This window comes from Halomonas sp. A40-4 (genome assembly GCF_015767635.1).
Lineage (GTDB): Bacteria > Pseudomonadota > Gammaproteobacteria > Pseudomonadales > Halomonadaceae > Vreelandella > Vreelandella janggokensis.
This window is the reverse complement of the sequence record NZ_CP065230.1, coordinates 2287537-2314182: the sequence shown is the minus strand read 5'-3', so window position 1 is coordinate 2314182 and position 26646 is coordinate 2287537. Positions and strand designations below refer to the sequence as shown.

General features: G+C 59.1%; 27 protein-coding genes. 24 read left to right on the top strand and 3 right to left on the bottom strand.

Annotated elements, in window-relative coordinates:
* Window positions 1-4: 4 nt before the first annotated feature.
* Complete coding sequence (locus tag IT895_RS10795; RefSeq protein ID WP_085918027.1) at window positions 5-709, top strand: ABC transporter ATP-binding protein; 705 nt, start codon at window positions 5-7, stop codon at window positions 707-709.
* Here the strand turns inward: IT895_RS10795 and IT895_RS10790 are convergent.
* Window positions 706-1257 (bottom strand): DUF2062 domain-containing protein, encoded by a 552-nt coding sequence (locus tag IT895_RS10790; RefSeq protein WP_199283452.1) that lies wholly within the window; start codon window positions 1255-1257, stop codon window positions 706-708. The two genes, IT895_RS10795 and IT895_RS10790, sit on opposite strands and share 4 nt — an antisense overlap.
* Window positions 1258-1354: 97 nt before the next feature.
* Here IT895_RS10790 and IT895_RS10785 point away from each other — a divergent pair, with 97 nt between their 5' ends.
* From IT895_RS10785 to murB, 7 genes are read left to right on the top strand one after another with little or no spacing between them, the layout of a single operon-like run.
* Window positions 1355-3625: a DNA internalization-related competence protein ComEC/Rec2 gene (locus IT895_RS10785; RefSeq protein ID WP_085918029.1), complete on the top strand. Its 2271-nt coding sequence runs from the start codon at window positions 1355-1357 to the stop codon at window positions 3623-3625.
* A gap of 56 nt (window positions 3626-3681) precedes the next feature.
* Window positions 3682-5418, top strand: coding sequence for a lipid A export permease/ATP-binding protein MsbA (msbA, locus tag IT895_RS10780; protein ID WP_199283451.1), 1737 nt, complete (start codon window positions 3682-3684; stop codon window positions 5416-5418).
* Window positions 5415-6410, top strand: coding sequence for a tetraacyldisaccharide 4'-kinase (gene lpxK, locus IT895_RS10775; protein WP_085918031.1), 996 nt, complete (start codon window positions 5415-5417; stop codon window positions 6408-6410). The genes msbA and lpxK overlap by 4 nt, the downstream gene beginning before the upstream one ends.
* A gap of 16 nt (window positions 6411-6426) precedes the next feature.
* The gene (locus IT895_RS10770; protein ID WP_085918032.1) at window positions 6427-6636 is read left to right on the top strand and encodes a Trm112 family protein; all 210 of its coding nucleotides are present in this window, start codon (window positions 6427-6429) and stop codon (window positions 6634-6636) included.
* Window positions 6637-7413, top strand: a complete 777-nt coding sequence (kdsB, locus tag IT895_RS10765) for a 3-deoxy-manno-octulosonate cytidylyltransferase (protein WP_085918033.1) — start codon at window positions 6637-6639, stop codon at window positions 7411-7413.
* Between the two features lie 3 nt (window positions 7414-7416).
* Complete coding sequence (locus tag IT895_RS10760; protein WP_085918034.1) at window positions 7417-7881, top strand: low molecular weight protein-tyrosine-phosphatase; 465 nt, start codon at window positions 7417-7419, stop codon at window positions 7879-7881.
* 1 nt (window position 7882) lies between these two features.
* Complete coding sequence (gene murB, locus IT895_RS10755; RefSeq protein ID WP_085918035.1) at window positions 7883-8899, top strand: UDP-N-acetylmuramate dehydrogenase; 1017 nt, start codon at window positions 7883-7885, stop codon at window positions 8897-8899.
* 83 nt (window positions 8900-8982) lie between these two features.
* On the opposite strand, the gene rne is transcribed toward murB, so the two are convergent.
* The gene (rne, locus tag IT895_RS10750) at window positions 8983-12306 is read right to left on the bottom strand and encodes a ribonuclease E (RefSeq protein ID WP_199283450.1); all 3324 of its coding nucleotides are present in this window, start codon (window positions 12304-12306) and stop codon (window positions 8983-8985) included.
* A gap of 665 nt (window positions 12307-12971) precedes the next feature.
* Here rne and IT895_RS10745 point away from each other — a divergent pair.
* From IT895_RS10745 to sppA, 3 genes are read left to right on the top strand one after another with little or no spacing between them, the layout of a single operon-like run.
* On the top strand, window positions 12972-13913 hold the full coding sequence (locus tag IT895_RS10745; RefSeq protein ID WP_085918037.1) for an RluA family pseudouridine synthase: 942 nt from the start codon (window positions 12972-12974) through the stop codon (window positions 13911-13913).
* Between the two features lie 9 nt (window positions 13914-13922).
* A complete protein-coding gene (locus IT895_RS10740; protein ID WP_085918038.1) occupies window positions 13923-14573 on the top strand; it encodes an HAD family hydrolase in 651 nt (216 codons plus the stop codon).
* 3 nt (window positions 14574-14576) lie between these two features.
* Window positions 14577-15683 (top strand): signal peptide peptidase SppA, encoded by a 1107-nt coding sequence (gene sppA, locus IT895_RS10735; protein WP_085918039.1) that lies wholly within the window; start codon window positions 14577-14579, stop codon window positions 15681-15683.
* Here the strand turns inward: sppA and IT895_RS10730 are convergent.
* A complete protein-coding gene (locus IT895_RS10730; RefSeq protein ID WP_085918040.1) occupies window positions 15671-16285 on the bottom strand; it encodes a Maf family protein in 615 nt (204 codons plus the stop codon). The two genes, sppA and IT895_RS10730, sit on opposite strands and share 13 nt — an antisense overlap.
* 155 nt (window positions 16286-16440) lie before the next feature.
* Here IT895_RS10730 and IT895_RS10725 point away from each other — a divergent pair, with 155 nt between their 5' ends.
* The 13 genes from IT895_RS10725 (at window position 16441) to IT895_RS10665 (ending at window position 26629) form a co-directional block, all read left to right on the top strand.
* Complete coding sequence (locus IT895_RS10725; protein WP_085918112.1) at window positions 16441-16968, top strand: YceD family protein; 528 nt, start codon at window positions 16441-16443, stop codon at window positions 16966-16968.
* Between the two features lie 34 nt (window positions 16969-17002).
* Window positions 17003-17173: a 50S ribosomal protein L32 gene (gene rpmF, locus IT895_RS10720; protein ID WP_027335444.1), complete on the top strand. Its 171-nt coding sequence runs from the start codon at window positions 17003-17005 to the stop codon at window positions 17171-17173.
* 42 nt (window positions 17174-17215) lie between these two features.
* The gene (gene plsX / locus IT895_RS10715) at window positions 17216-18238 is read left to right on the top strand and encodes a phosphate acyltransferase PlsX (protein ID WP_199283449.1); all 1023 of its coding nucleotides are present in this window, start codon (window positions 17216-17218) and stop codon (window positions 18236-18238) included.
* Window positions 18239-18370: 132 nt separating this feature from the next.
* A complete protein-coding gene (gene fabD, locus IT895_RS10710) occupies window positions 18371-19330 on the top strand; it encodes an ACP S-malonyltransferase (RefSeq protein ID WP_085918042.1) in 960 nt (319 codons plus the stop codon).
* Window positions 19331-19385: 55 nt separating this feature from the next.
* Window positions 19386-20129, top strand: coding sequence for a 3-oxoacyl-ACP reductase FabG (gene fabG / locus IT895_RS10705; protein ID WP_085918043.1), 744 nt, complete (start codon window positions 19386-19388; stop codon window positions 20127-20129).
* Window positions 20130-20253: 124 nt separating this feature from the next.
* Window positions 20254-20487: an acyl carrier protein gene (acpP, locus tag IT895_RS10700; RefSeq protein WP_008956801.1), complete on the top strand. Its 234-nt coding sequence runs from the start codon at window positions 20254-20256 to the stop codon at window positions 20485-20487.
* 196 nt (window positions 20488-20683) lie between these two features.
* On the top strand, window positions 20684-21922 hold the full coding sequence (gene fabF / locus IT895_RS10695) for a beta-ketoacyl-ACP synthase II (RefSeq protein ID WP_199283448.1): 1239 nt from the start codon (window positions 20684-20686) through the stop codon (window positions 21920-21922).
* Between the two features lie 6 nt (window positions 21923-21928).
* Window positions 21929-22732, top strand: a complete 804-nt coding sequence (gene pabC, locus IT895_RS10690) for an aminodeoxychorismate lyase (protein ID WP_085918045.1) — start codon at window positions 21929-21931, stop codon at window positions 22730-22732.
* A 21-nt stretch (window positions 22733-22753) separates the two neighbouring features.
* The gene (gene mltG, locus IT895_RS10685) at window positions 22754-23764 is read left to right on the top strand and encodes an endolytic transglycosylase MltG (protein WP_233337424.1); all 1011 of its coding nucleotides are present in this window, start codon (window positions 22754-22756) and stop codon (window positions 23762-23764) included.
* A 24-nt stretch (window positions 23765-23788) separates the two neighbouring features.
* On the top strand, window positions 23789-24442 hold the full coding sequence (tmk, locus tag IT895_RS10680; protein WP_176243639.1) for a dTMP kinase: 654 nt from the start codon (window positions 23789-23791) through the stop codon (window positions 24440-24442).
* Window positions 24433-25419 carry a DNA polymerase III subunit delta' gene (locus IT895_RS10675; RefSeq protein ID WP_085918048.1) on the top strand — a complete coding sequence of 329 codons (987 nt, stop codon included), beginning with the start codon at window positions 24433-24435 and terminating at the stop codon, window positions 25417-25419. Before tmk ends, IT895_RS10675 begins: the two co-directional genes overlap by 10 nt.
* An 18-nt stretch (window positions 25420-25437) precedes the next feature.
* A complete protein-coding gene (locus IT895_RS10670) occupies window positions 25438-25773 on the top strand; it encodes a PilZ domain-containing protein (RefSeq protein WP_085918049.1) in 336 nt (111 codons plus the stop codon).
* Between the two features lie 19 nt (window positions 25774-25792).
* Window positions 25793-26629, top strand: a complete 837-nt coding sequence (locus tag IT895_RS10665) for a TatD family hydrolase (RefSeq protein ID WP_085918050.1) — start codon at window positions 25793-25795, stop codon at window positions 26627-26629.
* Window positions 26630-26646: the final 17 nt, after the last annotated feature.

The following is a 26646-nucleotide window of genomic DNA, read 5'->3' as shown; positions in this document are numbered from 1 at the left end:
CAACATGTCTGAGACGACATCGAATCAAGCCCCTGTAATGCTTAAATGCGAAGGGTTGACTCGCACTTACAGTGAAGGGCCGCAGGATTTAACCGTCCTCGATACCCTTGACCTTCAAGTGCATGCGGGCGAGCGCGTTGCCATTGTGGGTAGCTCAGGGTCGGGCAAGACGACACTGCTAAATTTGTTAGGTGGATTGGACCGGCCCACTAAAGGCGATGTCGTGATCGCGGATCAACCCCTGGCGGGTCTGAATGAGACGGCGCTGGGGCGCTTTCGCAACCGTTATATCGGCTTTGTCTATCAGTTCCACCACTTGCTGGCAGAGTTCACGGCGGTAGAAAACGCCGCGCTGCCGTTGATCATTCGCGGGCAAGCGAAAAAAACGGCCGAGCAGCGCGCCATGCAGATTTTGTCACGGGTGGGTATGCAGGACAGGGCCGATCATAAGCCGGGTGAATTATCCGGCGGGGAGCGCCAGCGGGTGGCCATTGCCCGCGCGCTGGTCACGGATCCCAGCTTGGTATTAATGGATGAGCCTACGGGGAATCTGGACCAGACCACCGCCGCCACGATTCTGGCGCTAATGGATGAGCTGGCGCGCGAAAGCGCCTGCGCCTTCGTGATTGTCACCCACGACATTGGCCTGGCGGGGCACCAGGATCGGATGATGAAACTGGATGGTGGAAAACTCGTACAGCAGCCTTAATCGTCGAATTCTGCTTCGACACGGGCCCGCCGCTGCCGCCTTTTTTGGCGGCGGCGCTTCCAGTGATGGGAAACGTGCCAGCGCCAGATCAAGCGGACGGCAATATTGGCCATTACCGCCAGGACCAGGGCTGACACCAGGGAGCCCAGCAGCAGGGCAGGCATGATGTTATGCATTTGTTCGGCCAGCCATTGTGTCGAAAGGCGGGAAGGCGCCTCACGTGCAGGCGTATCCAGAAAAAAGGTACCAATCCAATAGTTACCGTAAAAAAATAGCGGCATTGTCAGTGGGTTGGTAATCCACACCAGGCCCACCGCAAGAGCAAGGTTGCAGCGGCTGAAGCGAGCACCTATGGCCGCTACCACCATTTGGCAAGGAATCGGCAGCATGGCGCAGAAAAGCCCCACGCTGAACGCATTGGCGACGCTGCGTCGCGTCAGTTGCCACAAACGCGGGTCGGCAATCAGTGGCGCCATGAAACGCAGCGACCGCTGACGCTTTAGCGTATCGGGCCTGGGCATATAGCGTTGAAAGAAACGGCGAGGCATGTCGGACACTCTTGCCTGTGAATGCCGCCCATTATCCATAAGGGACAGGGTTTCGGCTACGCCAAGGCGGTGATAAGGCGGTGCCAGGGAGGGCAATATGCGCATTGGGCTTGCGATGCCGGTTGCAGTGGCCGTGATGGCGGGAGCTGTTCTTGGCAGTTGGCTAGGACCCGCCTGTAATACGCTGTGGCTGACCTCTGCGCTGGGCATTTTGCTGCTTGTCCTGGCGACAGTGCGTTTGCGCTATTGCCTCTGGCTGGCAATCGTCTGTTGGGGGGTGGTGGCCATCCAGTCCCAGTGGGCACGGCAATTACCCGTCGGCCTCTCCGGCGAGGATGTTCGGGTTGAAGGGCGTATTACTCAGACCCAGCAGATAAGCGGTGGCCTACGCCTGTTATTGCAGGTGGAGCGCTGTGAGGCACCGGATCTTCGGCCAGACTGCGAGCGCCTGCAAAGGGTTCGGGTCAGCGCATACGCCCTGGAGTCGCCGTTGCCTCAACCAGGCGAGCGCTGGATGATGACGCTGCGTTTGCGCCCGCCCAGCGGCTTTATGAACCCCGGTGCTTTCGACTATGCCCACTGGCTATGGCGCGAAGGTATCGATGCGACCGGCTATGTCCGACAGGAACCATCTGCTCAGCGGTTAACCGCTGCCTCGTTCTCACTACGTCAGCAAGCGCATGCCATGCTGGAAGAACAGCCGCTTTCGCCGCGCACCCGGCGTTGGCTGGCGGCGCTGACATTGGGGCTGGGAGACCAGCTCACCCAGAGTGACTGGAAGCTGCTCAACGCCAGTGGCACGACCCACCTGGTCGTGATCTCCGGTTTGCATGTGGGGTTGGTGGCGTCTTTTGTTTTGCTGTTGGCGCGCCAGGCAGCACGCTGGATAACGCCGGGTAACTGGCGCCTGCGAGCGTGGCCCTGGTGGCTATCGGCTGCAGCGGCCCTTGGTTATGCGCTGCTGGCGGGTATGGAGCCGCCGGCCATGCGCGCCATGATCATGAGCGTTGTGGGTCTCTGGGTGTTGAGTGGTCGCCACGCGCCGGGCCCCTGGCAAGGCTGGTGGCTGGCATTGGCCGCCGTATTGGTGATCGATCCCGTTGCCCTTTGGCGACCCGGGTTATGGCTATCGTTTGTGGCTGTTGCCTGGCTCATCATCATTTGGCAAGGCAGGCCACGCCCCCAAGGCCTGCGTGGATGGTTTTGGGCCGTGCTGCGGTCCCAATGTCTGCTGGCACCGTTGATGGCGGCGGCGGTGCTTGTCGCGTTTGGCCGGGTAGCACCGACGGCTCCCCTGATTAATCTTGTCGCCGTCCCCTTTATGAGCCTTTTCATGGTGCCGCTGGCGTTGTTGGGTTGGTTGTTGACGCCAGTGCCTTACGCGTCGACAGCGGCCTGGTGGTTGTTCGAGCAGGGGTTGGGTGGCTTTTACAGTGCCTTGGAGGTGGCAGTGGTGCACTGGCCGCTATGGGAGCCGCCGCGCTACCTGCAACTGCCATGGGCATTGGGGCTTCTTGTGATGGCGTTATGCTGGGGGTTGCCCGGCACGGCCAGGTGGCTCAAGCGAGGGGCGCTTACCATTGTCATGTTGGTGCCTTTTTGGCCAGCGTCTCCTCGCCTCTCAGGCGATGACCTGCTTATCACCGTTTACGATGTGGGGCAGGGTCAACTTATAGAGCTGCGTAGCACCCATCAGCGGATGCTTGTGGACACGGGGCCGCGTTATCGCTCGGGATTTATGCCCCTTGAAACCCTATGGCCGCCGGGGCAGCACTTCGATCTGGTGCTTGTCAGCCATAGCGATAGTGACCACGCAGGGGGCGTGCAGGCGCTCCGCGACCAGCACCAGGTGGAGGAATGGCGTGCGCCTGCCCTGGAACCCCTTGCGGTGCAACGTCTTGACTGTCAACGGGGTGACGAGTGGCAGCGTGATGGCGCGCATTACCGCGTATTGTGGCCCAACGCGGACCAGGGCGAATCCTCGTCCAATGACCGGTCGTGCGTGCTGTCGGTTCAGGTGGGCCAACAGCAGGTGTTAATCACCGGCGATGTCGGCCGTCAGGTCGAGCGGCGGTTGATCGGAGATATTAATTCACCCGTTACGGTATTGGTCGCTGGACACCACGGCAGCGCCTCGAGTTCGGGGCTGCAGTTCGTGCGGGCGGCCGATGCCCGGCATGTTATTTTTAGTGCCGGGCGCGATAACCCCTTTGGTCACCCCAATGACGACGTTGTGCGGCGTTTTCGCGAGCAGGGGAGCTGCTTATGGAATACCGCGCAAGATGGTGCCATCCAGTTACGCCTCTCACCCGGTGCCTCGCTTGAAATAAATCCCCTGCGGGAGTCGACGCCTCGACAGCGGTGTTGATGCGCAGCGCCATCAGGTAGAATTCCCCCACTGCACGCTATTGCTTAGGAGCTCGTGTGACTGAATCAGGCTGGGTCCTCTATAAACGTTTATTAAGCTATGTAAAGCCGCACTGGCGTGCCTTTAGCCTGGCGCTGGTGGGTTTTGTGATTTATGCCGCGTCAAGCACGGCGCTGGCGGAAATGATGAAACGCCTGATTGACGGCATCCAAGACCCCGACGCCTCGTTCCGGCTCTTCCTTCCGTTATTTGTCATCATCATGTTTTCCGCGCGGGGCATCGGAACCTTTCTGAGTACCTACTTCATGTCGTATGTCGGGCGCTATGTGATTCATACGCTGCGTTGCGATGTCTTTGCCCACATGCTCCACCTGCCGGGCATGTTTTTTGATCATCACTCCAGCGGTCATCTGGTGTCCCGGGTTACCTACCATGTGGAGCAAGTTGCGGGAGCCGCGACCAAAGCGTTTACCATCCTGCTACGTGAAGGCTTGTTCGTAATTGGCCTGCTGGGCTATTTGCTATGGACCAACTGGATGCTGACGCTGCTGTTTTTGGGCGTCACGCCGATTATTGCAGGCGTGGTGAGCTACGCCAGCAAGCGCTTTCGCAGGCTTTCCAAGCGTATTCAGCACTCCATGGGCGACGTGACCCATGTGGCCTCCGAAGCGCTTTCGGGTCACCGGGTGGTTCGCACCCATGGCGCGGAAATGTATGAAAAGCAGCGTTTCAAGCGCGTCAGCGAAGAGAATCGCCGACAAAGCATGAAGGAAGCGATGACGCGCGCCATCAGCTCACCGGTGATTTTGATTCTGGTGGCGATCTCGATGGCCATTCTTGTCTGGCTGGCTATGGCACCCTCACTGATGGCCAGTATGACGCCGGGTGAATTTGTCGCCTTTATTACCGCGGCCGCCCTGATGATCAAGCCGGTTCGTCAGCTGTCGGAAATCAACAGCGAAATCCAGAAAGGGATAGCCGCCGCCGCCGAACTGTTCGGCCTGCTGGATGAGGCCCCCGAAAGCGATAGCGGTACGTATCGGGTCGAACGATTGGCGGGTCGCGTCAAGCTCGAAAACGTCAGTTTCCGCTATGCCGATGATCAGCCCTATGTTCTTCAAGATATCAATCTTGATGTGGCAGCCGGCGAGATGGTGGCGATTGTGGGGCGGTCCGGCAGCGGCAAGTCGACCCTGGTGAGCTTGCTGCCGCGCTTTTACCATGCCAGTGAGGGGGACATCACCATCGATGATGTGCCACTGGACGATTATGCGTTACGCCCCCTGCGTCAGCAAATGGCACTGGTCTCCCAGCAGGTTACGCTGTTCAATGCCTCGATTACCGAGAACATCGCTTACGGCTTGGATAATCCGGACCCTGCGGCGGTCAAGTCGGCGGCTGAAGCCGCCTATGCAGATGAGTTTATCGACCAGCTTCCCCAGGGCTATGACACGGTGGTAGGGGAAAACGGCGTGATGCTGTCAGGCGGTCAGCGCCAGCGGTTGGCCATTGCGCGGGCGATATTCAAGGATGCCCCGTTACTGATTCTGGATGAGGCCACCTCCGCTCTGGATACCGAATCAGAGCGTTACATCCAAAAGGCGCTCGAAGATGTCTGCCAGGGTCGCACGACCCTGGTGATTGCCCACCGATTGTCTACCATTGAGCGCGCCGATCGGATTATCGTCATGGATCAGGGACGCATTATTGAGCAGGGCAGTCATCAAACCCTGCTGGCGGCAGGCGGTGCCTACGCGGCGCTGCACCAGCTGCAATTTCAGGAGCCCCAGTGAAGCTTGCCGACCGCTGGCTTGTGGGTGCCTACCAAGGTAGCTGCTGGCTATGGCCTTTGCGGCCCTTGGGTAAGCTATATCAATGGCTGATGCAGCGACGGGCGCGTCAGTTTCAGACTGGCAGGCGACGCGCATGGCGGGCGCCGGTGCCGGTCATCATTGTGGGTAATATCACCCTGGGCGGTACGGGTAAATCCCCGCTGGTGGCATGGTTGGGTAACCGGTTGGCAGCGCAAGGCTGGTCGCCGGGTATCGTGTCACGCGGCTATGGGGGGAGTGCCGAACGCTACCCACTGCGGGTAACGCCGACCACGCCGGTAAGCGAGAGCGGCGATGAGCCGCTGATGCTGGCCCAGCAGACGGGGCTTCCGGTCATGGTCGACCCACAGCGTGCCCGAGCGGTGGAGGCACTTGTCCAGGCGGGTTGCGATCTGATTATCAGCGATGATGGCTTGCAGCATCTCCACCTGGCGCGCGATATTGAATTGGTGGTGATTGATGGCGCACGTGGACTGGGAAATGGTCATTGCCTGCCGGCAGGCCCGCTGCGCGAACCGCCAGACCGGTTGAAGAGTGTCGATGCCGTCATCGTGAATGGCGTCAACACTTGTGAGTTGCCGGTAGCGGCCGTCAAGATGCACCTGGGGCCATGCAGCTGGCGCCGACTTGACGATGGTCAGCGGTTTCCGCTGGCACCGCTGCCGTTTGAAGCCCCGGTGAACGGGCTGGCTGCCATTGGTAATCCCCAGCGTTTTTTTGCGGCATTGACATCACTGGGGGTAACAGGCGAGTGGCATCCGCTGGCGGATCATCAGCCGTTGACCGAGACATTGCTGAACCAGTGGAGAGGGCGTCCGCTGGTGATGACCGCCAAGGATGCCGTGAAATGTCAGGCGTTCGCCCCGCCGGATAGTTGGGTTCTCGATGTGGAAGCCGTGCTTCCACCTGATTTTGAGCATTGGCTGACAGGCAAGCTGTCAGCGCTTACATGAGACAGGAGAAACGCTCATGGATAAGGAACTGCTGGCAATGTTGGTCTGCCCGCTGTGTCAAGGCAAGTTGCATTTCGACCGCGAGGCCCAGGAGCTGCATTGTGTTTACGATGGCCTGGCCTATCAGATTGAAGACGGCATTCCGGTGATGTTGCCGGAGGCGGCGCGTGCGCTGGATGTCGATGAAAAACTTCCTCCGTCACCAGGCCGCAAAGGAGAGGGGTGAATGGCATTGTCGTTTACCGTGGTGATTCCCGCCCGTTATGGTTCGAGCCGATTACCGGGCAAGCCACTGCTGGATATTGCGGGAGAGCCGATGATTGCCCATGTCTGGCGACGCGCCTGCCAGAGCCGCGCCAGCCGTGTCGTGGTGGCCACCGACGATGCACGTATTCGGACGGCCATGGAGCCTTACGGCGCCGAGGTCGTCATGACACGCGAGGACCATGCTTCCGGAACCGACCGGCTGGCCGAGGTTGCCGACCAGTTGGCGTTGGATGAGTCGGCGCTGGTGGTCAATGTCCAGGGGGACGAACCCTTGATTCCCCCGGCGCTGATCAATCAGGTGGCCGAGCGTTTGGCGGACGATGATCAGGCCTCCATCGCGACACTGGCGGAACCGATTGCGGATATCGATGCACTGTTCAACCCCAATGTCGTCAAGGTGGTGCGTTCATTTCAGGGGCGGGCGCTGTACTTTTCCCGGGCACCGATTCCCTGGGATCGTGAACATTTTTCGCAGCCGCCTACGGGGCTCAATACCGATGCGTGGCTACGCCATATCGGCCTCTATGCCTATCGAGTCAGCTTCCTGCATGCCTATTGCGACTGGCCTGCATCAAGCCTCGAGCAGCTTGAGCAGCTCGAGCAGCTGCGCGCACTGCAGTATGGCCATACGGTTCAGGTTGCGTTGGCCTGTGATTTGAACCCGGCCGGGGTCGATACCGCTGAAGATCTAGCCCGTGTGCGCGCGTTATTGGCGCCAACACAGCAGAAGGAGTGAATCGTGAAGGTGCTGTTCGTTTGCTTAGGTAATATCTGCCGCTCGCCAACGGCTGAAGGCGTGTTTCGCCGCGCGCTGGCGCGCGCCGGATATCAGGATCGCGTGGTCGTCGACTCCTGTGGCGTGGGGCGTTGGCATGTAGGCAATGCGCCCGACCCGCGTGCGCAGGCAGCGGCAGAACAGCGAGGTATCGATATCAGCGGTTTGAGGGCTCGCCAATTGCAAGCTCAGGATTTCGCTGACTTCGACTATGTGCTGGGGATGGATCGCGACAATCTTCGCGCGATGCTCGCCATGAAACCTGCGCACGCCAATGCCCATGTGGGGCTGTTTCTGGACTTTGCCGACCTGGCGGAAAGCGAGGTACCGGACCCTTACTACGGTGGCGATGAAGGCTTCGAGCGGGTGTTCAACCTGCTTGAGACTGCTGCCGAAGGTCTGGTTGAGCATATCCAGCGTGAACACTGAAATGAGCACAGTGTCAGTCCAGCGAGAAGTCGACCTGAGTGATGCCAATACGCTGCGTCTCCCGTGTGTGGCCGAACGGTACGCGGCGCCTCGCACGCTGGCTCAATTGCAGCAGGTGCTTGCCCAATCCAGACAAGAAGGGTGGTCGGTAACCGTGCTGGGCGGCGGTAGTAATGTGCTGTTGCCAGCCCGGCTCAGCGGCATCGTGCTTCGACCATTGCTTGAACAGTGGTGGCTTCAAGCGCGGGGCGATCAACTGTTTGTTCATGTGGGCGCGGGCGTGAACTGGCACCGACTGGTCATGTCTCTGGCAGCATCCGGGGTATGGGGCACCGAAAACCTCGCCCTGATACCTGGTGATTGTGGCGCAGCCCCGGTGCAAAATATCGGTGCCTACGGGGTAGAGCTGGCGGATAGGCTCGACGCGGTGCAGGTGGTTGATCGGACGACCGGGGAGGTGCGCTGGTTGAGCCGCGATGCCTGCCAGTTCGGCTATCGCGATAGTATCTTCAAAGGCGCACTGGCGGAAACGGTCATTATTACCCGGCTGGTGCTGCGACTGTCCCGTGAGCCCCTGGTCACGCTGGGCTATGGGGACTTGGCAACAAGGGTGCCGGCGTCACCTACGCCGCTGGCAGTGGCCAACGCAGTATGCGACATCCGCCGTGAAAAGCTACCGGACCCTGAAGAACTGGCCAATGCGGGCAGCTTTTTCAAAAACCCGTTTGTGACCGATCAACTGGCCGCGACGCTACGCCAGCGCTACCCTGAGATGCCCTGTTTTCCTCAAGGTAACGGGCAAACGAAGCTGGCAGCAGGTTGGTTAATTGACCAGTGCGGCTTAAAAGGATTTCGTCAGGGGGCGTTTGCGGTTCACGAGCGTCAAGCGCTGGTACTGGTCCATTTCGGCGGCGGGAACCGCCAGGGCCTGCTGGCGTTGGCCAATACGGTCGCTGAGCGGGTTGCTGAACGCTTTGCTGTCAGGCTAACCCCGGAGCCGCGTCTGATCACGGGATGATCCGTTTCGGTTGCACACAAAAAACGCCCCGCCGTTAACAACGGCGGGGCGTTTGTTTTGGTGCCGCTCGGCTGACTTGGTCGTTAGTCGGCGTTCTTGTCGTTTGCCTGCTGCTTGCGTTTCTCGCGCGGGTCATTATGTGCCCGGCTGCGACGACGGCGCGGTTTTGCGGCTTCTTTAGCCACTGCTTCGCTGTCGGGCGCTGCTTGCTGCGCAGGTTGCGACGGCGTTTCAGCCGCTGGTTCCGTGGCTGGTGCCTGCTCAGGCGAGGTTTTCACAGCAGTGTCTTTTTCAGTAGCGCCTGGCTTAGCAGGGCTATCTTCGACTTCCGCTTCAGGACTCGCTTTAACAGGTTCTTCAGCACTTACTTCAGGTGCGTTTTCTTCAGAAGTGCTTTCTTGAGAAGCGCTTTGCTCAGGTGCCTTCTCCGACGCCTCGGGCGCTGACGCGGCTTGCTCGCCATCGTTGTCCTGCGGCGTCTGCGCTGTCGGCTGCTCGCTTACCTCAGCCGTTTCGTCGCTGGCGGCTGGCTTGGAGGCGGCCTCTGAGGTGTTGTCCTCAGGCGCGTCTGTACCGGCAGTTGGGGCGGCAGTCTGCTCCGGCGCTGTTGTTGAAGACGTGTTAGCACCCGCCTGATCAGCGACGGGGTCAGCCTTGGGCGTCTCTTCCGTTACCGATGCCTGGGCTGCTGGCGCTTCGGCGGCCTCGGAGGGGGTGGAAGCCTCCTCCTCTGATACAGTCGCTTGGTCTTGTGACGGCACTGCGTCAGTGCCTTCATTCGATGCCGTATCGCCACCTTTCGAACGCGAATTGCGCTTTGGCTGACGCCGTTGCTGAGTCGACTTGCGGGCCTTGGCCGCATTATCGGCAGGGCTTTCAGCCGTTGTGGTTGGCGCCTCGTCGACTGAATCAGCGATGCTATCTACTGAAGAGGAGGTTGCTTCCTGTTCAGCGGGCGGTTGCTTGGCCGTGTCCGCTGGCGCAGCGGCCGTTGGCTGAGTTGCCTGCGATGCAGTCTCGGTGGTCGCGTGGTTATCTGCTTGGCGCTCGTTGCCGTTGCCTGTCACCGCGTCATTTGATGCATTATCCGACTCGCTGGGGGCCTTGGCAGCCTCTTCCTGAAGTTTTAGCTGCTCGGCTTCGGCCTTCGGATTGATGGCCTGCTGACGCGTGCGCTGGCGCGGGTTGTTACGCGTGCGCTTGGGCTTGCCGTCATCCTGCTTGGCCGTCGGCGTATCGGCGTTGGCCTTGGCAGCGTTTTTGGTGTCGCTGGCATTCGCGTCACTGGCATTGCGAGAGGTGTCACGGTTCGACTCGCGACGGGCTTTGGGGGGTGCGCTTTTGCCTGCTGTATCGCTGTCGCTGCCCTTGGCAGAACTTGCCTGAGCAGTGTCCTTCTGACGGTTTGGCTTTTTGTCATTGCCCTGTGCGCTGTTGCCATCATCTTGCTGGGGATGGCGGCGACGGTTGCGGGTCCGGCTTGGGCCGTTACGCTTTTCGTCGGTCTCGTTGCCGGTACTGCGCTGGGCATTGCCCGTATTGCTCTTGGCCGCACTATCGCTGCGCTGCCGGTTGGGTTGCGTCTCTTCACGGCGAGCGGAGGGTGTGCGTTCGGTTTTGCGCGGCGCGGCTGGTTCTGACGGCTTCTTGGTCTGGTCAGTGGGCGTGGGGCGCTGTTCATCGCTACCCAGCCATTTGGCAACGCCGCGCATGAAGCGACCCAGCATGCTGGCATCGCTGGTGTTGCTTTCAGGTGCCGGGCTTTCCGGGCTTGGTTCATGCTGCAACGAGGCAGGAGCAGGGGCGTTGTGGGCAACGCTTTTAACCGCCGCTTCAGCCCGCTGGGCAGGGGGGACAAAGCTTGGCGCCGGTTCTTTGCCGATGTCGCTCTCCGTGGACAGCTCAAAGCTTGAGAGCGTTTGGCTGTCGTCTTCGTCGAGGTGGTCATCGCGGAGACGCTGCACATCGTAATGGGGGGTATCCATTTCCGGGTTGGGCAGCAGAACGACGCGAACGCCCTGGCGGGATTCGATGTCGGCCAGCACACTACGCTTTTCGTTAAGCAGGTAGGTTGCCACAGGGACTGGCAAGATAGCCCGTATTTGCGCGCTGCGCTCTTTCATGGCCTCTTCTTCGATCAGGCGCATGATGGATAGCGAGAGCGAGCGGACATCGCGAATGGTGCCTTGACCGTTGCAGCGCGGGCAGACCACGCCGCTGGTTTCGCCCAGTGAAGGACGCAGCCGCTGACGTGACATTTCCATCAGGCCAAAGCGAGAGATGCGGCCGATTTGTACCCGTGCCCGGTCAAGCTTGAGGGCATCGCGCATACGATTTTCAACTTCACGCTGGTTGCGGGCGGGCCCCATGTCGATAAAGTCGATGACCACCAGGCCGCCAATGTCGCGCAGGCGTAGCTGACGAGCGATTTCATCGGCGGCTTCTGAATTGGTTTGCAGCGCGGTTTCTTCAATATCGCTGCCACGTGTGGCGCGGGCCGAGTTGATATCGATGGATACCAGGGCTTCGGTATGGTCGATAACGATCGATCCACCGGACGGCAGTTTGACTTCGCGCTGGTAGGCCGTTTCGATTTGCGATTCGATCTGGAAACGCGAGAACAGCGGCACTTCATCGGCGTAAAGCTTGATCTTCTGCTGGTAAGACGGCATCACCTGACGAATGAAGGCGAGCGCTTCTGCGTGTATCTCGGGGCTGTCGATCAAGACTTCGCCGATGTCCTGGCGCAAGTAGTCCCGCATCGCGCGAATGATTACGTTGGATTCGCGGTAGATAAGGAAGGGGGCGGCGCGTTTACCCGCTTCGGTAGTGATCGACTCCCATACCTGAACGAGGTAGTCCAGGTCCCATTGCAGTTCTTCAGGGCTCCGGCCGATGCCAGCGGTGCGCACGATCAGGCCCATTTTATCGGGTACGGTAAGGTGGCCCATGGCCTCTTTCAATTCGCTACGCTCGTCGCCTTCGATACGGCGTGAGATGCCGCCGGCGCGCGGATTGTTAGGCATCAGCACCAGAAAGCGCCCGGCCAGACTGATGAAGGTGGTTAACGCTGCGCCTTTATTGCCGCGCTCTTCCTTATCGACCTGGACAATGACTTCCTGGCCCTCTTTGAGTACTTCCTTGATGCTCGGACGGCCGGAAACATCCTTGATGAAATATTCCCGCGAGATTTCCTTTAACGGTAGAAAACCATGACGTTCGGCGCCGAAATCAACGAAGGCTGCTTCCAGTGAGGGTTCAACACGAGTGATCTTGCCACGATAAATATTGGCTTTTTTCTGCTCTCTTGCGCCGGACTCGATATCCAGATCATACAACCGTTGTCCATCAACCAGAGCGACGCGCAGCTCTTCAGGCTGGGTCGCATTGATTAGCATTCTTTTCATAATGTCTCGCATAGCGTAGCGTGCCGACGAACCACCTTGGGGGTGATGTGGCGAACCGCTGGGTGCTGCGTGCTTGTGCTCGGCGCATAGCGATGCTGACGCATTTTACCAGGACGGCATGATCGCCGACCTGGCTAATTAGGCGTTGAGTACGTGGCGGAGGCAAGACATGTTTCGGTGGCTGTCACGTCCATCCGGCCCTGCTGACACCGCCAACACCTGGCATTCATCGATTCACCAACACCGTCATCGGCACGGTGTTGAACTTTGTCGTCTTAAGCAGGCAGCGCGTTGTGACGTTTCAGCCTGGCTACTTAGGACGTGGCGTTTTAAGCGATTGCCCACCGTTCAGGGTTGGGCACAATCTTGTCTGCCGTATGGAAAACGGGCGGCAGAGTTACTGCATTTTTTTACGGCGAGGGGTGGGTAATGCGTACACTGAACCACGCCTCTTGCTTCGGCCTGCGTGTTAGTCGGGCAGGCGCTGGCCAAACATCATCTTGATACCATCAATTAGCTTAATGACAACGCGATGCTATCAATGATCTCTATCAGCCGGTAAGCGCTTTGGAATATAACAGTAAAGCAAACGACCAGCAATTGACGCATTGGTGTTGGGTCTACGGTAGAATGTTGTTTTAGCCTATCAGCAGGAGTGCGCGGCAATGGCCGAAGGGCGTGAAGTACAGTGGGTGGAAATTGCCCAGGAACAATCTGGCCAGCGAATTGATAATTTTTTGATGACCCGCCTTAAAGGCGCGCCGCGTGCGTTGATTTACCGGATCGTGCGCAAGGGTGAGGTGCGAGTGAATAAAAAACGCATCAAGGTCGATTACCGGCTTCAGCCGGGCGACCTGGTGCGCATTCCACCGCTTCGTCTGGCGCCCCGCGAGGCGGTCAAGGAAGTCAGCGATAATTTGCGTGATCTGCTTGTCGGCAGCGTCATTATGGAGGGGCCGGACTGGATGGTGCTCAATAAGCCGTCAGGGCTCGCCGTCCATGGCGGCAGTGGGGTTAAAATCGGCCTGATCGAGGCGCTTCGTCAGGTGCGCGACGACCTGACGTTTTTAGAACTGGTGCACCGTTTGGACCGCGATACCTCGGGCTGCCTGCTGCTGGCCAAATCCCGCGATGCGCTTGTCACCCTGAACGAGTCACTGAAAAAGCACGGCATGGACAAGCGCTATCTGGCGCTGGTGGCAGGCCGCTGGCCGGCACGTAAGACCTACGAAAGCGCCCGTCTGGATCGCTATGACGCGGGCAACGGCGAGCGGCGTGTCAGGGTGGATCCCGATGGTAAGGTGTCGCGCACGCACTTCGCGGTTGTCGAGACGTTTGAAAAAGCCACGCTTATCGAGGCCGAGCCGGTGACCGGGCGGACGCATCAAATCCGTGTGCATGCCGCGCATGCCGGTCACGCGCTGCTCGGGGATGACAAGTATGCCAATCGAGAGAGCGGCCTGCTTACCAAGCAGCTCGGGCTTGGCCGACTATTTTTGCATGCCCGCGCACTGACCTTTCCTGAGCCTTCCAATGGACGTCCTGTAACGGTCAAGGCGCCGCTGCCTGAGGCGCTGGAAGACACACTTAATCGCGTGCGCCGATAAGGAGTTCCCATGCGCTATGAACTGGTCATCTTTGATTGGGACGGTACGCTGATGGATTCGGTGCCGCGTATCGTGTCGTGCATGCAGACGGCGGGTATCGAAGCGGGATTGGGTACGCTTCCACAGGCGGATATCGAGAACATCATCGGTCTGGGATTGCCTGAAGCCATTGAAACGCTTTGCCCGGGTATATCGCCAGAGCAGGCCGAGCGTCTCCGCCAAGGCTACGCGCATCAATTTGTGCATGTGGATACCACTCCCATGCGATTTTTCGCTGGTGTGGAAGATCATTTGGCGCGCCTTCGGCTAAATGAGGCGCAGCGACTGGCGGTCGCGACAGGCAAAAGTCGCCGTGGTCTGGACCGGATTTTCCAGGAGACGGGTAGCCTCGACTGGTTTCACGCCAGCCGCACTGCCGACGAAACACGTTCCAAGCCTCACCCGCAAATGCTGCAGGAATTGCTCGACGAGCTATCGGTACCTGCTGAGCGGGCGGTCATGGTGGGGGATACCGAGTATGATCTGGAAATGGCTCGATCGCTCGGTATGCCTCGCGTCGGCGTCAGTTATGGCGTTCATTCCCCTGAGCGCCTGGCGGCTAGCCAGCCGCATGAGATCGTGCACAGCGTTGATGAACTTTTTACCTGGCTACAGGGGTAAGTGATGAAGGATGATGATTCCCGCAGCAACATGAACAACGATGCATCGCCATCGTCCGAGCAACAAAAGATGGCAGATCGTTGGACCCAGGGCCCCGAAGTGCCCCCAAACAAGGGAAATGAGGAGGCGGGGCAGCCCGGTGACGACGCTGATACGCTGCGCGAGCGCCAGCGGTTGGCGCAGATCGAGATGATGGATCACTGGATTGGCGGCGTGTTGGCAGAGCAGCGGCGCTCGCGTCGTTGGAAGCTGTTTTTTCGTCTGCTGATGCTGACCCTGTTCGCGGTGGCGCTGGGGCTGGGTATATACCGTTTCTATGCCCCGTCGGAAGCGACGCCCGCTGCCGCGCACCTCGCCAGAGTGGACGTTAACGGCGTGATCGCCGCGGACGCGCCAGCCAATGCTGAACGTATCATTGAAGGGCTGCGCAACGCCTGGGACGCCGATAGCGCCGAGGCCATTGTGCTGCATATCAACAGCCCGGGCGGCAGTCCTGTGCAGTCACAGCGCATTTATTCGGAAATCATGCGGTTACGGGAGTCGGGCGATAAACCCATTGTGGCCGTCATTGAAGATATTGGTGCCAGTGGTGCTTATTACATAGCGGCGGCGGCTGATGACATCGTCGCATCCCCGGTGAGTCTGGTCGGTTCGATTGGCGTTATATACGCCGGTTTTGGCCTGGAAGAGGCCATTGACCGCGTGGGCATCGAGCGGCGGGTGTTGACGGCAGGTGATAACAAGGCGTTTCTGGATCCTTTTCAGCCCTTTGATGAGGAAGATGAGGCGTTTTGGCAGAGCGTACTCGAAAGCACCCACCAGCAGTTTATTGATGATGTAAAAGCGGGACGCGGAGATCGCTTGAGCGATAACGACGATTTGTTCAGTGGCCTTGTCTGGAGTGGTGCGCAGGCCCAGACGCTGGGGTTGGTCGACCAGTTGGGTAGTATCGATGATGTTGCCCGTGAGTACAGCGATGAGGCTGAGTGGCAAAACTACACGCCGAGCCTGGATCCGTTTGATCGGCTGACCCGGCGCTTCACTCAGACGGCCGCTCAACTGCTGGGGGTCGATACATCCCCTTCGCCGCTGCGCTTTCAGTCACCCTGAAGAAGGTTGGCGCCAAGCGGGTCGAGGCCCGCTTGGCGTAGCATGTCGCAAAGGGCGATCAAGGGTAACCCCATCAGGGCGTTGGGATCGCGTCCCTCAAGGCGTTCGAACAGCGCGATGCCCAGACCCTCCATGCGAAAGCTTCCAGCGCTATCAAGCGGCTGCTCTTTAGCGACGTAAACGCTTATTTCCTCTTGGCTCAGCTGTCGGAAGACAACCTCGAAGGGCTCCACGTGGACCCTGTGAGATTGGTGTCGGGTGTCAAGCAGGGCTAAGCCGGTAAGGAAGGTCACCCGTTGACCGGAAAAGCGGTTGAGATTGTGTTCGGCGCGCTCGCTGGTGTGCGGCTTGCCCAGGATGTCGCCCTCGAAGACGGCAATCTGGTCAGAGCCGATGATCAAGTGGTCGTTAAACCGGTCAGCCACGGCGTTGGCTTTGCTTAACGCCAGGCGATGCACCAACCGCTGCGGCGTTTCACCCATTTGCGGTGTTTCGTCAATGTCGGGCGAACAGCATTGATAAGGCAATTGCAGTCGGTCGAGCAGTGCGCGGCGCGAACGCGAGCTTGAAGCCAGCACCAGCGCAGGTGTTGCGTTAGACATGCGTTTTTCCTTCGTAAGGTAAGTGGCTTTTGCGGTCAATGGGCCTGATGGATGCCCAGTTTACCGAAACTTGGGCCTTATCCTATCGCGCGACCACAAAGAATTATGCCCTTGGCTTTGACACCAGCATGGGGAGTGCCTATCATTGCGCGCCTATGTTGACCTCACAACTCCCCAGCCGGGTTGAGCCTTATAAGCTTGCAGCCCGCCGCGAACGACTCGAAGGCCTGGTAGCGCTTGATAAGCTGCCACGCCTCGCCGAAGAAGCCGGACTCCAATCGGGTGACTGTCACGTCGTGCTCGAATTTGGTGTTGATGCTCAGGGGCGACGTGAAATTCGTGGTCATATGCAAGCAACACTGGCCCTTCCTTGCCGCCGATGTCTGGAGCCGCTCAGCCAGCACGTCACCAGCGATTTTCTATTAGGGATGGTCGCCGATGAAAGCCTGGCCGGAGAGCTGCCAGCCAGTCATGAACCGGTGCTGGTGGAACATGAACAGCTGGACTTGCTGACGGTCGTCGAGGATGAATTAATCCTCAGTCTGCCTCAAGTGGTCTACCACGACGAAGCAGATTGCCACGTTTCGGCAGAGCAACTGGTCAGCAAGACAGAAGGTGGGGAGCAGGAAGAAGCCCCCGCCAATCCTTTCGCGGTGCTTAGCACGCTGAAAGGCAAGAAGTAAGCACCCATAATCCGACAGACCCTGGAGTAATCCCATGGCAGTTCAAAAGAACCGTAAAACTCGTTCCAAGCGCGGTATGCGTCGTAGCCACGATGCCTTGACCGCTCCGACGCTGTCTCAAGACAAAGAAACCGGCACCACCCACCTGCGTCACCACGTTTCGCCGGATGGTTTCTATCGCGGTCGCAAGGTGGTTGACGCGTAAAGCGTCTTTGCCGGTCGATACGACTAAACGAATGGGTGCTTTGTGCGCCTAGCAATTGATGTGATGGGGGGCGATGAAGGCCCTCACGCGCTGATTGAAGGGGCTGCCAGGGCTGTTATCGATACCCCTGGTCTAGAGCTTGTTCTGTTTGGTCCGCATCAGCATATCAGTGCTGAGCTCTCGCGTTTGCCGCGGCCTTTGGCTGCGGCAACGTCACGTATAGCGGTCCACGATGTGGCTGATAGCGTTGCGACGACGGCGACGGCTGCCTGGGCGTTGCGTCGCGGGCAGTCGACCAGTATGGCGCAAATGCTACGCTGCCTGGCCAAAGGCGATGCCCAGGCGGGTGTCAGCGTTGGCAATACGGCCGCCCTGGTAGCGTTGGCCCGCCGAGAGCTGGGTATGCTGACGGGTATGTCGCGTCCGGCTATCAGCACGGCTATTCCGGCGCGCTGCGGGCGGCGCTGCTATCTGCTGGATCTGGGCGCTAATGTTGATTCGCCGGCGAGCCGCCTGGTCGAGTTTGCCCTGATTGGTGCAGCAATGGCAGAGCAGGTGGACGGTATCGCGCGCCCTCGCGTGGCGTTGCTCAACGTTGGTGCCGAGTCAACCAAAGGGAGTGCCAGCGTGCGCGAAGCCGATAGATTGCTTCAAGAATCGGCGGACAGCTTGCCATTTGACTACCTTGGTTATGCTGAGGGCGGCGATATCTTCCAAGGCGAACTGGATGTGATTGTCTGTGATGGTTTTGCGGGCAACGCCGTGCTCAAGGCAAGCGAGGGTTTGGCGGGTATGCTGGTCGAGCGGGTGCAGCTGGCGTTTGCGTCACGCCTGAGAGGGCGCCTGGCGAGCTGGGTTGCCAAGCCCGAGTTAAAGCACTTAAAACAAGAGCTGGATCCGGTACGCTACAACGGCGCCAGTTTACTAGGCTTGCAGGGAATCGTGGTGAAAAGCCATGGAGGTACCCGTGCAGATGGTTTTTACTATGCCATTCGCCGCGCGATGCAGGAGGTTGAGCACAACCTGCCCGAGCGGCTTGCCAAGCGCTGGTCTTTCAATGAGTAGCGACTTTTTTAATGGTGCAGTGATGATGTCACTGCATTGCAGGTTAGCGGGTTATGGCGAGCAGCAGGATGTGCCCATAACCGCGTCTATCGCTCAATTGAGCAAATGCCTACAAGAGCAAAGGTGAACGACATGTCTCAACCCCTTGCCCTCATTTTCCCCGGGCAGGGCTCTCAGCAGCTTGGAATGCTGCGCGAGCTTGCCGAGCGTTACAGCGTGGTGGGAACGACCTTTGAGGAAGCATCGGATGCGTTACGCTACGACTTGTGGAAAGTCGTGCAAGAGGGGCCAGATGCCTCGCTAAATGCTACCGAATGCACTCAGCCAGCGTTGCTGTCCGCCAGTATAGCGATATGGCGCGTCTGGCAAGAGCTGGAAGGGCCGCGCCCGACGGTCATGGCCGGGCACAGCCTGGGTGAATACAGCGCCATGGTATGCGCAGGTGTGCTTGGATTTGCCGAGGGCGTTAAATTGGTTCGTCTTCGCGGTGAGGCCATGCAGCACGCAGTGCCAGCGGGAGAAGGCGGTATGGCCGCCATTCTGGGCCTCGATAACGCGTCTGTGGAGGCCGCCTGTGCCAACGCAGCGCAAGGGGACGTCGTTTCAGCTGTCAACTACAATGCCCCGGGCCAGGTAGTGATTGCGGGCGGCAAAGCGGCCGTTGAGCGGGCGATTGTGGCGTGTCAGGAAGCGGGCGCCAAGCGGGCGATGCCGCTCCCGGTTTCCGTGCCTTCGCACTGCGACCTCATGCGCCCTGCGGCAGACCGCCTGGCGGCAGCGATGCAGGAAATCGAACTGCGTCCGCCGCGCTACACGGTCATTCAAAACGTAGACGCCGAGGCGCATGCTGACGTCGATACGCTGCGCACGCGACTGATTGAACAGCTTTATCAGCCTGTGCGCTGGAGCGACTGTGTCGAAACAATGGCCGCCCAGGGAGCAAACGTGTTCATCGAGTGTGGCCCGGGTAAAGTGCTGACCGGCTTGAATAAGCGTATTGTGCGTGGCAGTAAAAGTCTGGCGGTCAACGATCCCGATAGCTTGGATGCCGCGCTTGAGTTGGCTCGCGACGCGTTGGCGGATGATGCATGATAAGTGGTGATTTTCCGCTATCCTTGCTTATTTACATGGTGAAAGGCAGTACCTTATGACCCAAGAACGTAGAGTTGCGCTTGTTACGGGTGCCAGTCGTGGCATCGGCCGGGCAGTCGCTTACGAACTGAGCCGCCAGGGACGTATTGTCGTTGGTACCGCGACCAGCGAAGCTGGTGCAGCCAACATTGACGCTGACTTCGCAGATCAGGGCATTGAAGGGGCTGGCTTATGCCTTGATGTCACCGATCAGGCGAGCATCGATGATGTCTTGAAAACCATTGCTGAACGGTTTGCCGCGCCGACTATTCTGGTCAACAATGCCGGTATCACGCGCGATAATCTCTTGATGCGCATGAAGGAAGACGAATGGGACTCGGTGATGGATACCAATCTCAAGTCTGTCTACCGGGTCAGCAAAGCGTGCCTGCGAGGGATGACCAAGGCGCGTTTTGGGCGTATTGTGTCGATCAGCTCCGTGGTGGCGACCATGGGCAACTTGGGCCAGACTAACTACGCGGCGGCCAAGGCTGGCATGGAAGGCTTTAGCCGAGCGCTGGCCCGTGAGGTTGCCTCGCGTGCCATTACGGTCAACTCGGTGGCGCCGGGGTTTATCGCCACCGACATGACCGAAGCGCTACCGGAAGCGCAGCACGACATGCTGCTCAAGCAGATTCCGTTGGCGCGCCTGGGTTCTCCGGATGAAATTGCCGCTGCCGTGGGATTTCTGGCCAGTGATGCGGCAGGATACATCACCGGCGAGACACTGCATGTCAACGGCGGCATGAATATGCGTTGATGGCCTTGAGTTTGGCGGTTGCGTCAGCTCAAGGGCGTCTATAAACTACCCCGCAGCTTTTGGCTTGCGGTTCCCAAATAGCTGGTTATCCAAAACGGCTAATGTGAATGACTGGAGTACGTTGATGAGTACTATTGAAGAGCGCGTAAAGAAAGTAGTGGCTGAGCGCCTGAACGTTAAAGAAGAAGATATCCAGAATAGCTCTTCTTTTACTGAAGACCTGGGTGCTGACTCGCTTGACACAGTTGAGCTCGTCATGGCGTTGGAAGAAGAATTCGATACGGAGATTCCGGACGAAGAAGCCGAGAAGATCACCACGGTTCAAGAAGCTATCGACTACGTTAACGCCCATCAGTAAGGGGTAGTTGATGCATCGAACCCGGGTAGGTGGCTTGATGTCTACCCGCATTAAAAAGCCGTCCTTCCAGGGGCGGCTTTTTTGCTTTGCGGTCGCACTGAATATAACGTTCAATCTCCGTTATACTAGCGGCAACTTTGACGACTGATAATGACTCACAAGGGTCGAGTCACCATGGATGCCTGGAGGAAGATTGATGGCGCGAAGAAGGGTAGTGGTAACCGGGTTAGGCCTGGTGACCCCAGTTGGAAATACGGTCCATGAGTCGTGGGCCAACATTGTGGCCGGGCAAAGCGGTATCGCGCCGATTGAGCATTTCGATACCAGCGGCTTTAACACGCGGTTTGGCGGGTCGGTAAAAGGGTTTGATATCAGCCCGTACCTGAACCCTAAAGATGCCCGCAAGATGGATCTGTTCATCCAGTACGGCATGGCCGCGGGTGCTCAGGCAATTCAGGACTCAGGCCTTGAGTGTACCGAGGCCAACGCTGACCGTATTGGTGTAGCGATCGGGTCCGGCATTGGCGGGTTACCCATGATTGAACATAATCATGATGCGCTGAATAAAGGCGGTGCACGCAGGATATCGCCGTTTTTTGTCCCAGGGTCCATCATCAATATGATCTCGGGCAATATGGCGATTCAGCACGGCTTTAAAGGGCCCAATATTGCGATTACCACGGCCTGCACCACGGGAACGCACAATATTGGTTACAGCGCCCGCACCATTGCCTATGGTGATGCCGAGGTGATGGTCTGCGGTGGCGCGGAAATGGCCACCACACCGCTGGGGCTGGGGGGGTTCGCAGCCGCACGCGCGCTGTCGACCCGCAACGATGACCCGCAGGCTGCCAGCCGTCCCTGGGATACCGACCGTGACGGCTTTGTGTTGTCAGACGGGGCCGGTGTGATGGTGCTTGAAGAGTTCGAGCACGCCAAGGCCCGCGGCGCAACCATCTATGCGGAGTTGGCAGGCTTTGGCATGAGCGATGACGCTTATCACATGACGTCACCACCTGAAGATGGCAGTGGTGCTGCATTGTCGATGAGTAATGCCATCAAGGACGCGCAGATGAATTCTGCCGAGGTGGATTATATCAATGCCCATGGTACCTCAACGGCATCGGGCGACCTGGCTGAAAGTCGAGCTGTCGAAAAAGTCATGGGGCAGGCTGCTCAGCAAGTGGCCGTCAGTTCGACCAAGTCGATGATTGGCCACCTATTGGGGGCGGCTGGCGCTGTGGAAGCGGTGTTTAGCGTGCTGGCTATCCGCGATCAGGTCGCACCGCCCACGATCAACCTGGACAACCCGCAGGAGGGCTGCCGACTCGATTACGTACCGCACACGGCTCGTGACATGCGTATCGATGCTGTGCTGTCGAACTCCTTCGGCTTTGGCGGTACCAATGGGTCATTGCTGTTCAAAAAGGTGTAAGCCTGTATGAGTCAGCCCTGGGTACCTTTTGACGACCGCGGGCTGGCCTACGGTGACGGCGTATTTGAAACTGTTCTGCTGCACGATGGTCAGCCGGTGCTTTGGCAGCAGCATGTGGAGCGGCTGCTGGAGGGCTGTCAGCGGTTGATGATCGACCCGCCTTCGCCAGCCGCATTGTCGGCCACCTGGCAAGCAGCACCCACTGTCGGGTGGGAGGTGCTCAAGATTATCGTCACCCGGGGGAGTGGTGGTCGTGGCTACGCGATTCCTGACGTGGCGGCCCCCCGTCTTATGAGCCGTCGTGTGCCTTTTCAGCCGGATTCGTCGGCCTGGTCGAAGGGGGTTAGCGTACGTATCTGTTCGCTACGCCTGGCCCGGCAACCCCGCTTGGCGGGTATCAAACACCTCAATCGTCTTGAAAATGTGCTGGCTCGCCAGGAGTGGCAGGCAACGGACTACCGTGAAGGTCTGTTGGCTGATAACCACGGCCTGGTCGTGGAAGCCACCAGCATGAATCTGTTTTGGGAACAGAACGGGTGCATCATGACGCCGACGCTGGATCAGTGTGGTGTGGAAGGTACGCTGCGCGCCGCGTTGATTGATGCACAGCTTGTTACCCCTGCTCAACTGGCAATCGATGAGGTCGCGGCGGTTGACCGGTTGTGGCTGGCCAACTCAGTGCAGGGTGTATGGCCGGTCAATGCGTTGTGGACGGCTGAAGGCGCCCCTCTTCGTCGCTGGGGAGCGCCCAGGCATGATCCCTTGCAAGCCGTGGCCCACCCGCTGCTCGGTTACCCAGCGACGTCTTAACGTATTGAATATTGAGGTCTTATAGTGAAACGCTTGGTGGTTGCACTGGCCGTGATGGCCGTGGTTGGCGTTGCCGGTGTCGCGGGTGGTTATGTTTATTGGCAGCAGCGGCTTGATGCGCCGCTGTCGATTGATGAGCCCACGCTTTATCAGGTGCCTTCTGGTGCCGGCCTCAATCGCGTGGTCGCCGAGTTGGAGGCGCAAGGCATTATTGAGGATGCCTGGGCGTTCCAACTGATGACGAAACTTCAGCCGGATGAATTGCCGGACCTGCGCACAGGGGAATATCTTCTCGAGCCTGGCATTACCGGCATGGAGCTTTTGGCGCTGCTCGGCAGCAACGATGTCGTAACATATCCGCTGACCATTCCCGAAGGGTGGACCTTTGCCCAGATGCGTGAGCAACTGGCGGCAGCCCCCAAGCTTGAACAGCGCACGGCGGATATGAGCGATGGGGAGCTCATGGCATTGCTTGATCGAGAGGGGACGCACCCGGAAGGCTGGTTCTTCCCCGATACCTATCGCTATCACCTGGGGATGAGTGACGTTGATATCCTGCGTCAGTCGCTTGAACGTATGGAACGCATACTTGACGAGGTTTGGGCCGAACGCGACGACGACCTGACCATCGACTCGCCCTATGAAGCGCTGATCATGGCATCGTTGATCGAACGCGAAACCGGAGCACCTGAAGAACGGCGTGAAATCGCGGGCGTTTTCAAGCGGCGGATGGAGAGCGGCATGCGGCTGCAAACCGACCCGACGGTTATCTATGGAATGGGGGATCGCTACGATGGGCGGATTACCCATGCCGATTTACGCGAGGCCACGCCCTACAACACCTATGTGATTGATGGGCTGCCGCCGACGCCAATCGCGATGCCGGGGCGGGCCTCGCTGGAAGCGGCTGTGAACCCTTTGCCGGGCGACACGCTGTATTTTGTCTCGCGGGGTGACGGGACCCACAAGTTCTCGAGCACGCTGCGGGAGCACAACAACGCCGTGAACCGGTATATCCGTAACCGTGACTAATATTACCCAAATCCAGAGGCCATGATGACGAAGCGCGGGCGCTTTATTACCCTAGAAGGCGGTGAAGGTGTAGGGAAGTCCACCAATATGCAGTTCGTGGTGGCCTGGCTGGAGGCTCAGGGAATCGAAGTGGTGGCCACGCGGGAGCCAGGGGGAACCCCCCGGGCAGAAGCGATTCGCCAACTGTTGTTGGACCCCGCCCCCGAGGAATGGCTGCACACCGACGCCGAGCTGCTGTTAATGTTTGCCGCCCGCGCCCAGCACCTGGCCGAAAAGATTCTGCCCGCGCTGGCGCGAGGCGCCTGGGTGGTGTGTGACCGTTTCACTGACGCGACATACGCCTATCAGGGCGGCGGCCGTGGGATTCCGGTAGAGCGTATCGCAGCGCTTGAGGCATTTGTGCAGAAGGGAGTGGCGCCTGACCTGACGCTATTGCTGGATATGCCACACGATGCTGCCAGGCAACGCCTGGAATCACGCCTGCGCGACCAGCATACCCAGCGAGACCGGTTTGAGAAGGAGCAGGCAGACTTCTTTCAGGCTGTTCGTAATGCCTACCTGGCGAGGGCCGAGCAAGCGCCGGAGCGGTTTGCCCTGATCAACGCCCACCAACCCCTGACAGAGGTCCAGTCCGATATTTGTGACACCCTGGCCGGTCGAGCCGCGTTATGGGACTGAGCGGTGTGCTGCCCTGGCATGACCCCACCTGGCGCCAGCTATGTCGTCTTGCTGATGCTGGGAGAATGCCCCATGCGCTGCTGTTCAGCGGCGAGCATGGCGTAGGCAAGCAGCGCCTGGCAGAGGCACTGATTGCCCGAACGATGTGTGCCGCCCCCGGTGAGCAGGCCTGTGGTCAATGCCGCAGCTGTCAGCTGCTGGCGTCCGGGTACCATCCCGATTTGCTACGCATTTCGCCGGAGGAAGGCAAGCGCCAGATCCGTATTGATACCATTCGTGACGTCAATCGCTTTGTCTCGCAAACCGCGCAGCAGGGTGGCTACAGGGTCATCGTTATCTCGCCGGCTGAAGCCATGAACGTGGCCGCTTCAAACGCACTGTTGAAAAGCCTGGAAGAGCCGGGCGATCAGACACTATTTATCCTGTTGGCGGATGTGCCGTCCAGAGTGCTGCCCACCATTCGCTCACGCTGCCAGCAGTGGCCGCTACCCAGCGTCGCGTTAGCCGATTGCCTGGGCTGGTTGACCGAGCAGTTGGCAAGCGAGGACGAAGCGCGCTTCTGGTGGCAGGTGTCAGGTGGGCTGCCGTTGAGGGCGGTCGAGCTTGCCGCTCCTGAGGCGCGCGCCTTGCGTCAGCAGTTGCACGACTGCTTCGAGCAACTGGTACGCGGCGGGGAGCCGGTATCTGAAGCCGCGCGATTAGACCGTCAGGCGATAGATGCCATTTTATGGTACGGTATTGCCTGGCTTGAAGACCTGATCAGGCTGGGGTTGTCCGGCTCCACCTCTGCCCTGCGTAATCCCGATTTGCTTCCGCTTTACCGTCAAGCGGTGAAAAATGCCCGGGTACGGGACTGGTTTAAGCTGCTGGACTATGCCCGCGAGCAGCGCCGCCTGCTCGCCGTTGGTGCCAACCCCAATCCGCAGCTTGTGTTGGAAGCGTGGCTGGTGCGCTGGTCGGCATTACTCCGCTCCTAGACCGACTTGCGAGGTGTTATGGCAACGCAAAAAGCGCTCTCCCTCACGGTGCCCGATGTGCCCACTTTATTGTCTGCCTATATGCCGTTTCTTGACCGCGGTGGCATGTTCATTCCCACGCGCGGCTACTATGACCTGGGCCAGACCGTTTATTTACTGCTGACACTGCCGGGGGAGAGCGAGCGTCTCTCGCTAAGCGGCGAGGTGATCTGGGTGTCTCCCGACGGTGTCAGCGGTCGGCGCATGCCGGGGATCGGCATTCACTTCCACGCGCAGGATTACCGGGTACGTGACCGTATTGAAACCCTTCTGGCGGGGCAGTTGGATAAAGCTGCGCCCTCATTTACTCTTTAACGCCCACCACGAGAGCGACATGTTTGTTGATTCCCACTGTCACCTGGACCGCTTATCCGACACCACACACAACGGCAGCCTTGCGGCCACGCTGGAGGCCGCCCGCAACGTTGGCGTCAACCAGTTTCTTGCCATCTCCGTGACGCTTGAGGACATGCCCAAACTTGCCGGCATTGCCAGAGAGCACGGGGATGTCGTGATATCGGCGGGCCAGCATCCTCTCCATGACGCACCGGTCGAACCCGGTGTCAGTGATATCAAGGAGGCGGCGGAGCAATTCGACGCGGTGGCCATTGGCGAGACGGGCCTTGATTACCATTATGCGGACCGCGTGTCGGCAGGGGTTCAGTATGAACGTTTCAAGCGCCACTTGATCGCCGCTCGTGAGCTCGAGCTGCCCGTGGTGGTGCATACCCGCGATGCCAAGGAAGACACTCTGGCCTTGCTGCGTGAGCACAGCGACCCGCGAGTCGGGGGCGTGCTCCACTGCTTTACCGAAGATATCGAGATGGCGCGTGACGCCGTACGCTTAGGCTTTTATATTTCATTATCAGGGATTGTCACCTTCCGCAATGCTGAGTCGCTGCGTACCCTGGCGTGCCAGTTGCCCCTTGACCGGTTGCTGATCGAAACCGACAGCCCCTATTTGGCACCCGTACCGTATCGTGGCAAACCCAATGAGCCCGCCTGGGTGGTTGAAGTGGCCGAGTGCATTGCCGAGGCGCGTGGCATCAGTGTTGATGAAGTCGCCATGCAGACCACGGCCAATTTCTATCAGCTATTTCGTAATGCGGCCCCCGACGCCCCCGAACAGGTTAAGCAAGCGTTGGCACAATCGGGGTTATTGGCTAAGTAGGCGGGCCAGGGCGAGGT

Coding starts and splice junctions, on each gene's coding strand:
- IT895_RS10790 (WP_199283452.1), bottom strand. CDS start 1,257: ATGCCTCGCCGTTTCTTTCAACGCTATATGCCCAGGCCCGATACGCTA.
- fabF (WP_199283448.1), top strand. CDS start 20,684: ATGGCGCGAAGAAGGGTAGTGGTAACCGGGTTAGGCCTGGTGACCCCA.
- rne (WP_199283450.1), bottom strand. CDS start 12,306: ATGAAAAGAATGCTAATCAATGCGACCCAGCCTGAAGAGCTGCGCGTC.
- IT895_RS10740 (WP_085918038.1), top strand. CDS start 13,923: ATGCGCTATGAACTGGTCATCTTTGATTGGGACGGTACGCTGATGGAT.
- IT895_RS10675 (WP_085918048.1), top strand. CDS start 24,433: ATGGGACTGAGCGGTGTGCTGCCCTGGCATGACCCCACCTGGCGCCAG.
- fabG (WP_085918043.1), top strand. CDS start 19,386: ATGACCCAAGAACGTAGAGTTGCGCTTGTTACGGGTGCCAGTCGTGGC.
- IT895_RS10770 (WP_085918032.1), top strand. CDS start 6,427: ATGGATAAGGAACTGCTGGCAATGTTGGTCTGCCCGCTGTGTCAAGGC.
- kdsB (WP_085918033.1), top strand. CDS start 6,637: ATGGCATTGTCGTTTACCGTGGTGATTCCCGCCCGTTATGGTTCGAGC.
- rpmF (WP_027335444.1), top strand. CDS start 17,003: ATGGCAGTTCAAAAGAACCGTAAAACTCGTTCCAAGCGCGGTATGCGT.
- IT895_RS10670 (WP_085918049.1), top strand. CDS start 25,438: ATGGCAACGCAAAAAGCGCTCTCCCTCACGGTGCCCGATGTGCCCACT.
- IT895_RS10795 (WP_085918027.1), top strand. CDS start 5: ATGTCTGAGACGACATCGAATCAAGCCCCTGTAATGCTTAAATGCGAA.
- fabD (WP_085918042.1), top strand. CDS start 18,371: ATGTCTCAACCCCTTGCCCTCATTTTCCCCGGGCAGGGCTCTCAGCAG.
- IT895_RS10725 (WP_085918112.1), top strand. CDS start 16,441: ATGTTGACCTCACAACTCCCCAGCCGGGTTGAGCCTTATAAGCTTGCA.
- IT895_RS10665 (WP_085918050.1), top strand. CDS start 25,793: ATGTTTGTTGATTCCCACTGTCACCTGGACCGCTTATCCGACACCACA.
- tmk (WP_176243639.1), top strand. CDS start 23,789: ATGACGAAGCGCGGGCGCTTTATTACCCTAGAAGGCGGTGAAGGTGTA.
- sppA (WP_085918039.1), top strand. CDS start 14,577: ATGAAGGATGATGATTCCCGCAGCAACATGAACAACGATGCATCGCCA.
- pabC (WP_085918045.1), top strand. CDS start 21,929: ATGAGTCAGCCCTGGGTACCTTTTGACGACCGCGGGCTGGCCTACGGT.
- IT895_RS10745 (WP_085918037.1), top strand. CDS start 12,972: ATGGCCGAAGGGCGTGAAGTACAGTGGGTGGAAATTGCCCAGGAACAA.
- IT895_RS10730 (WP_085918040.1), bottom strand. CDS start 16,285: ATGTCTAACGCAACACCTGCGCTGGTGCTGGCTTCAAGCTCGCGTTCG.
- murB (WP_085918035.1), top strand. CDS start 7,883: ATGAGCACAGTGTCAGTCCAGCGAGAAGTCGACCTGAGTGATGCCAAT.
- acpP (WP_008956801.1), top strand. CDS start 20,254: ATGAGTACTATTGAAGAGCGCGTAAAGAAAGTAGTGGCTGAGCGCCTG.
- IT895_RS10785 (WP_085918029.1), top strand. CDS start 1,355: ATGCGCATTGGGCTTGCGATGCCGGTTGCAGTGGCCGTGATGGCGGGA.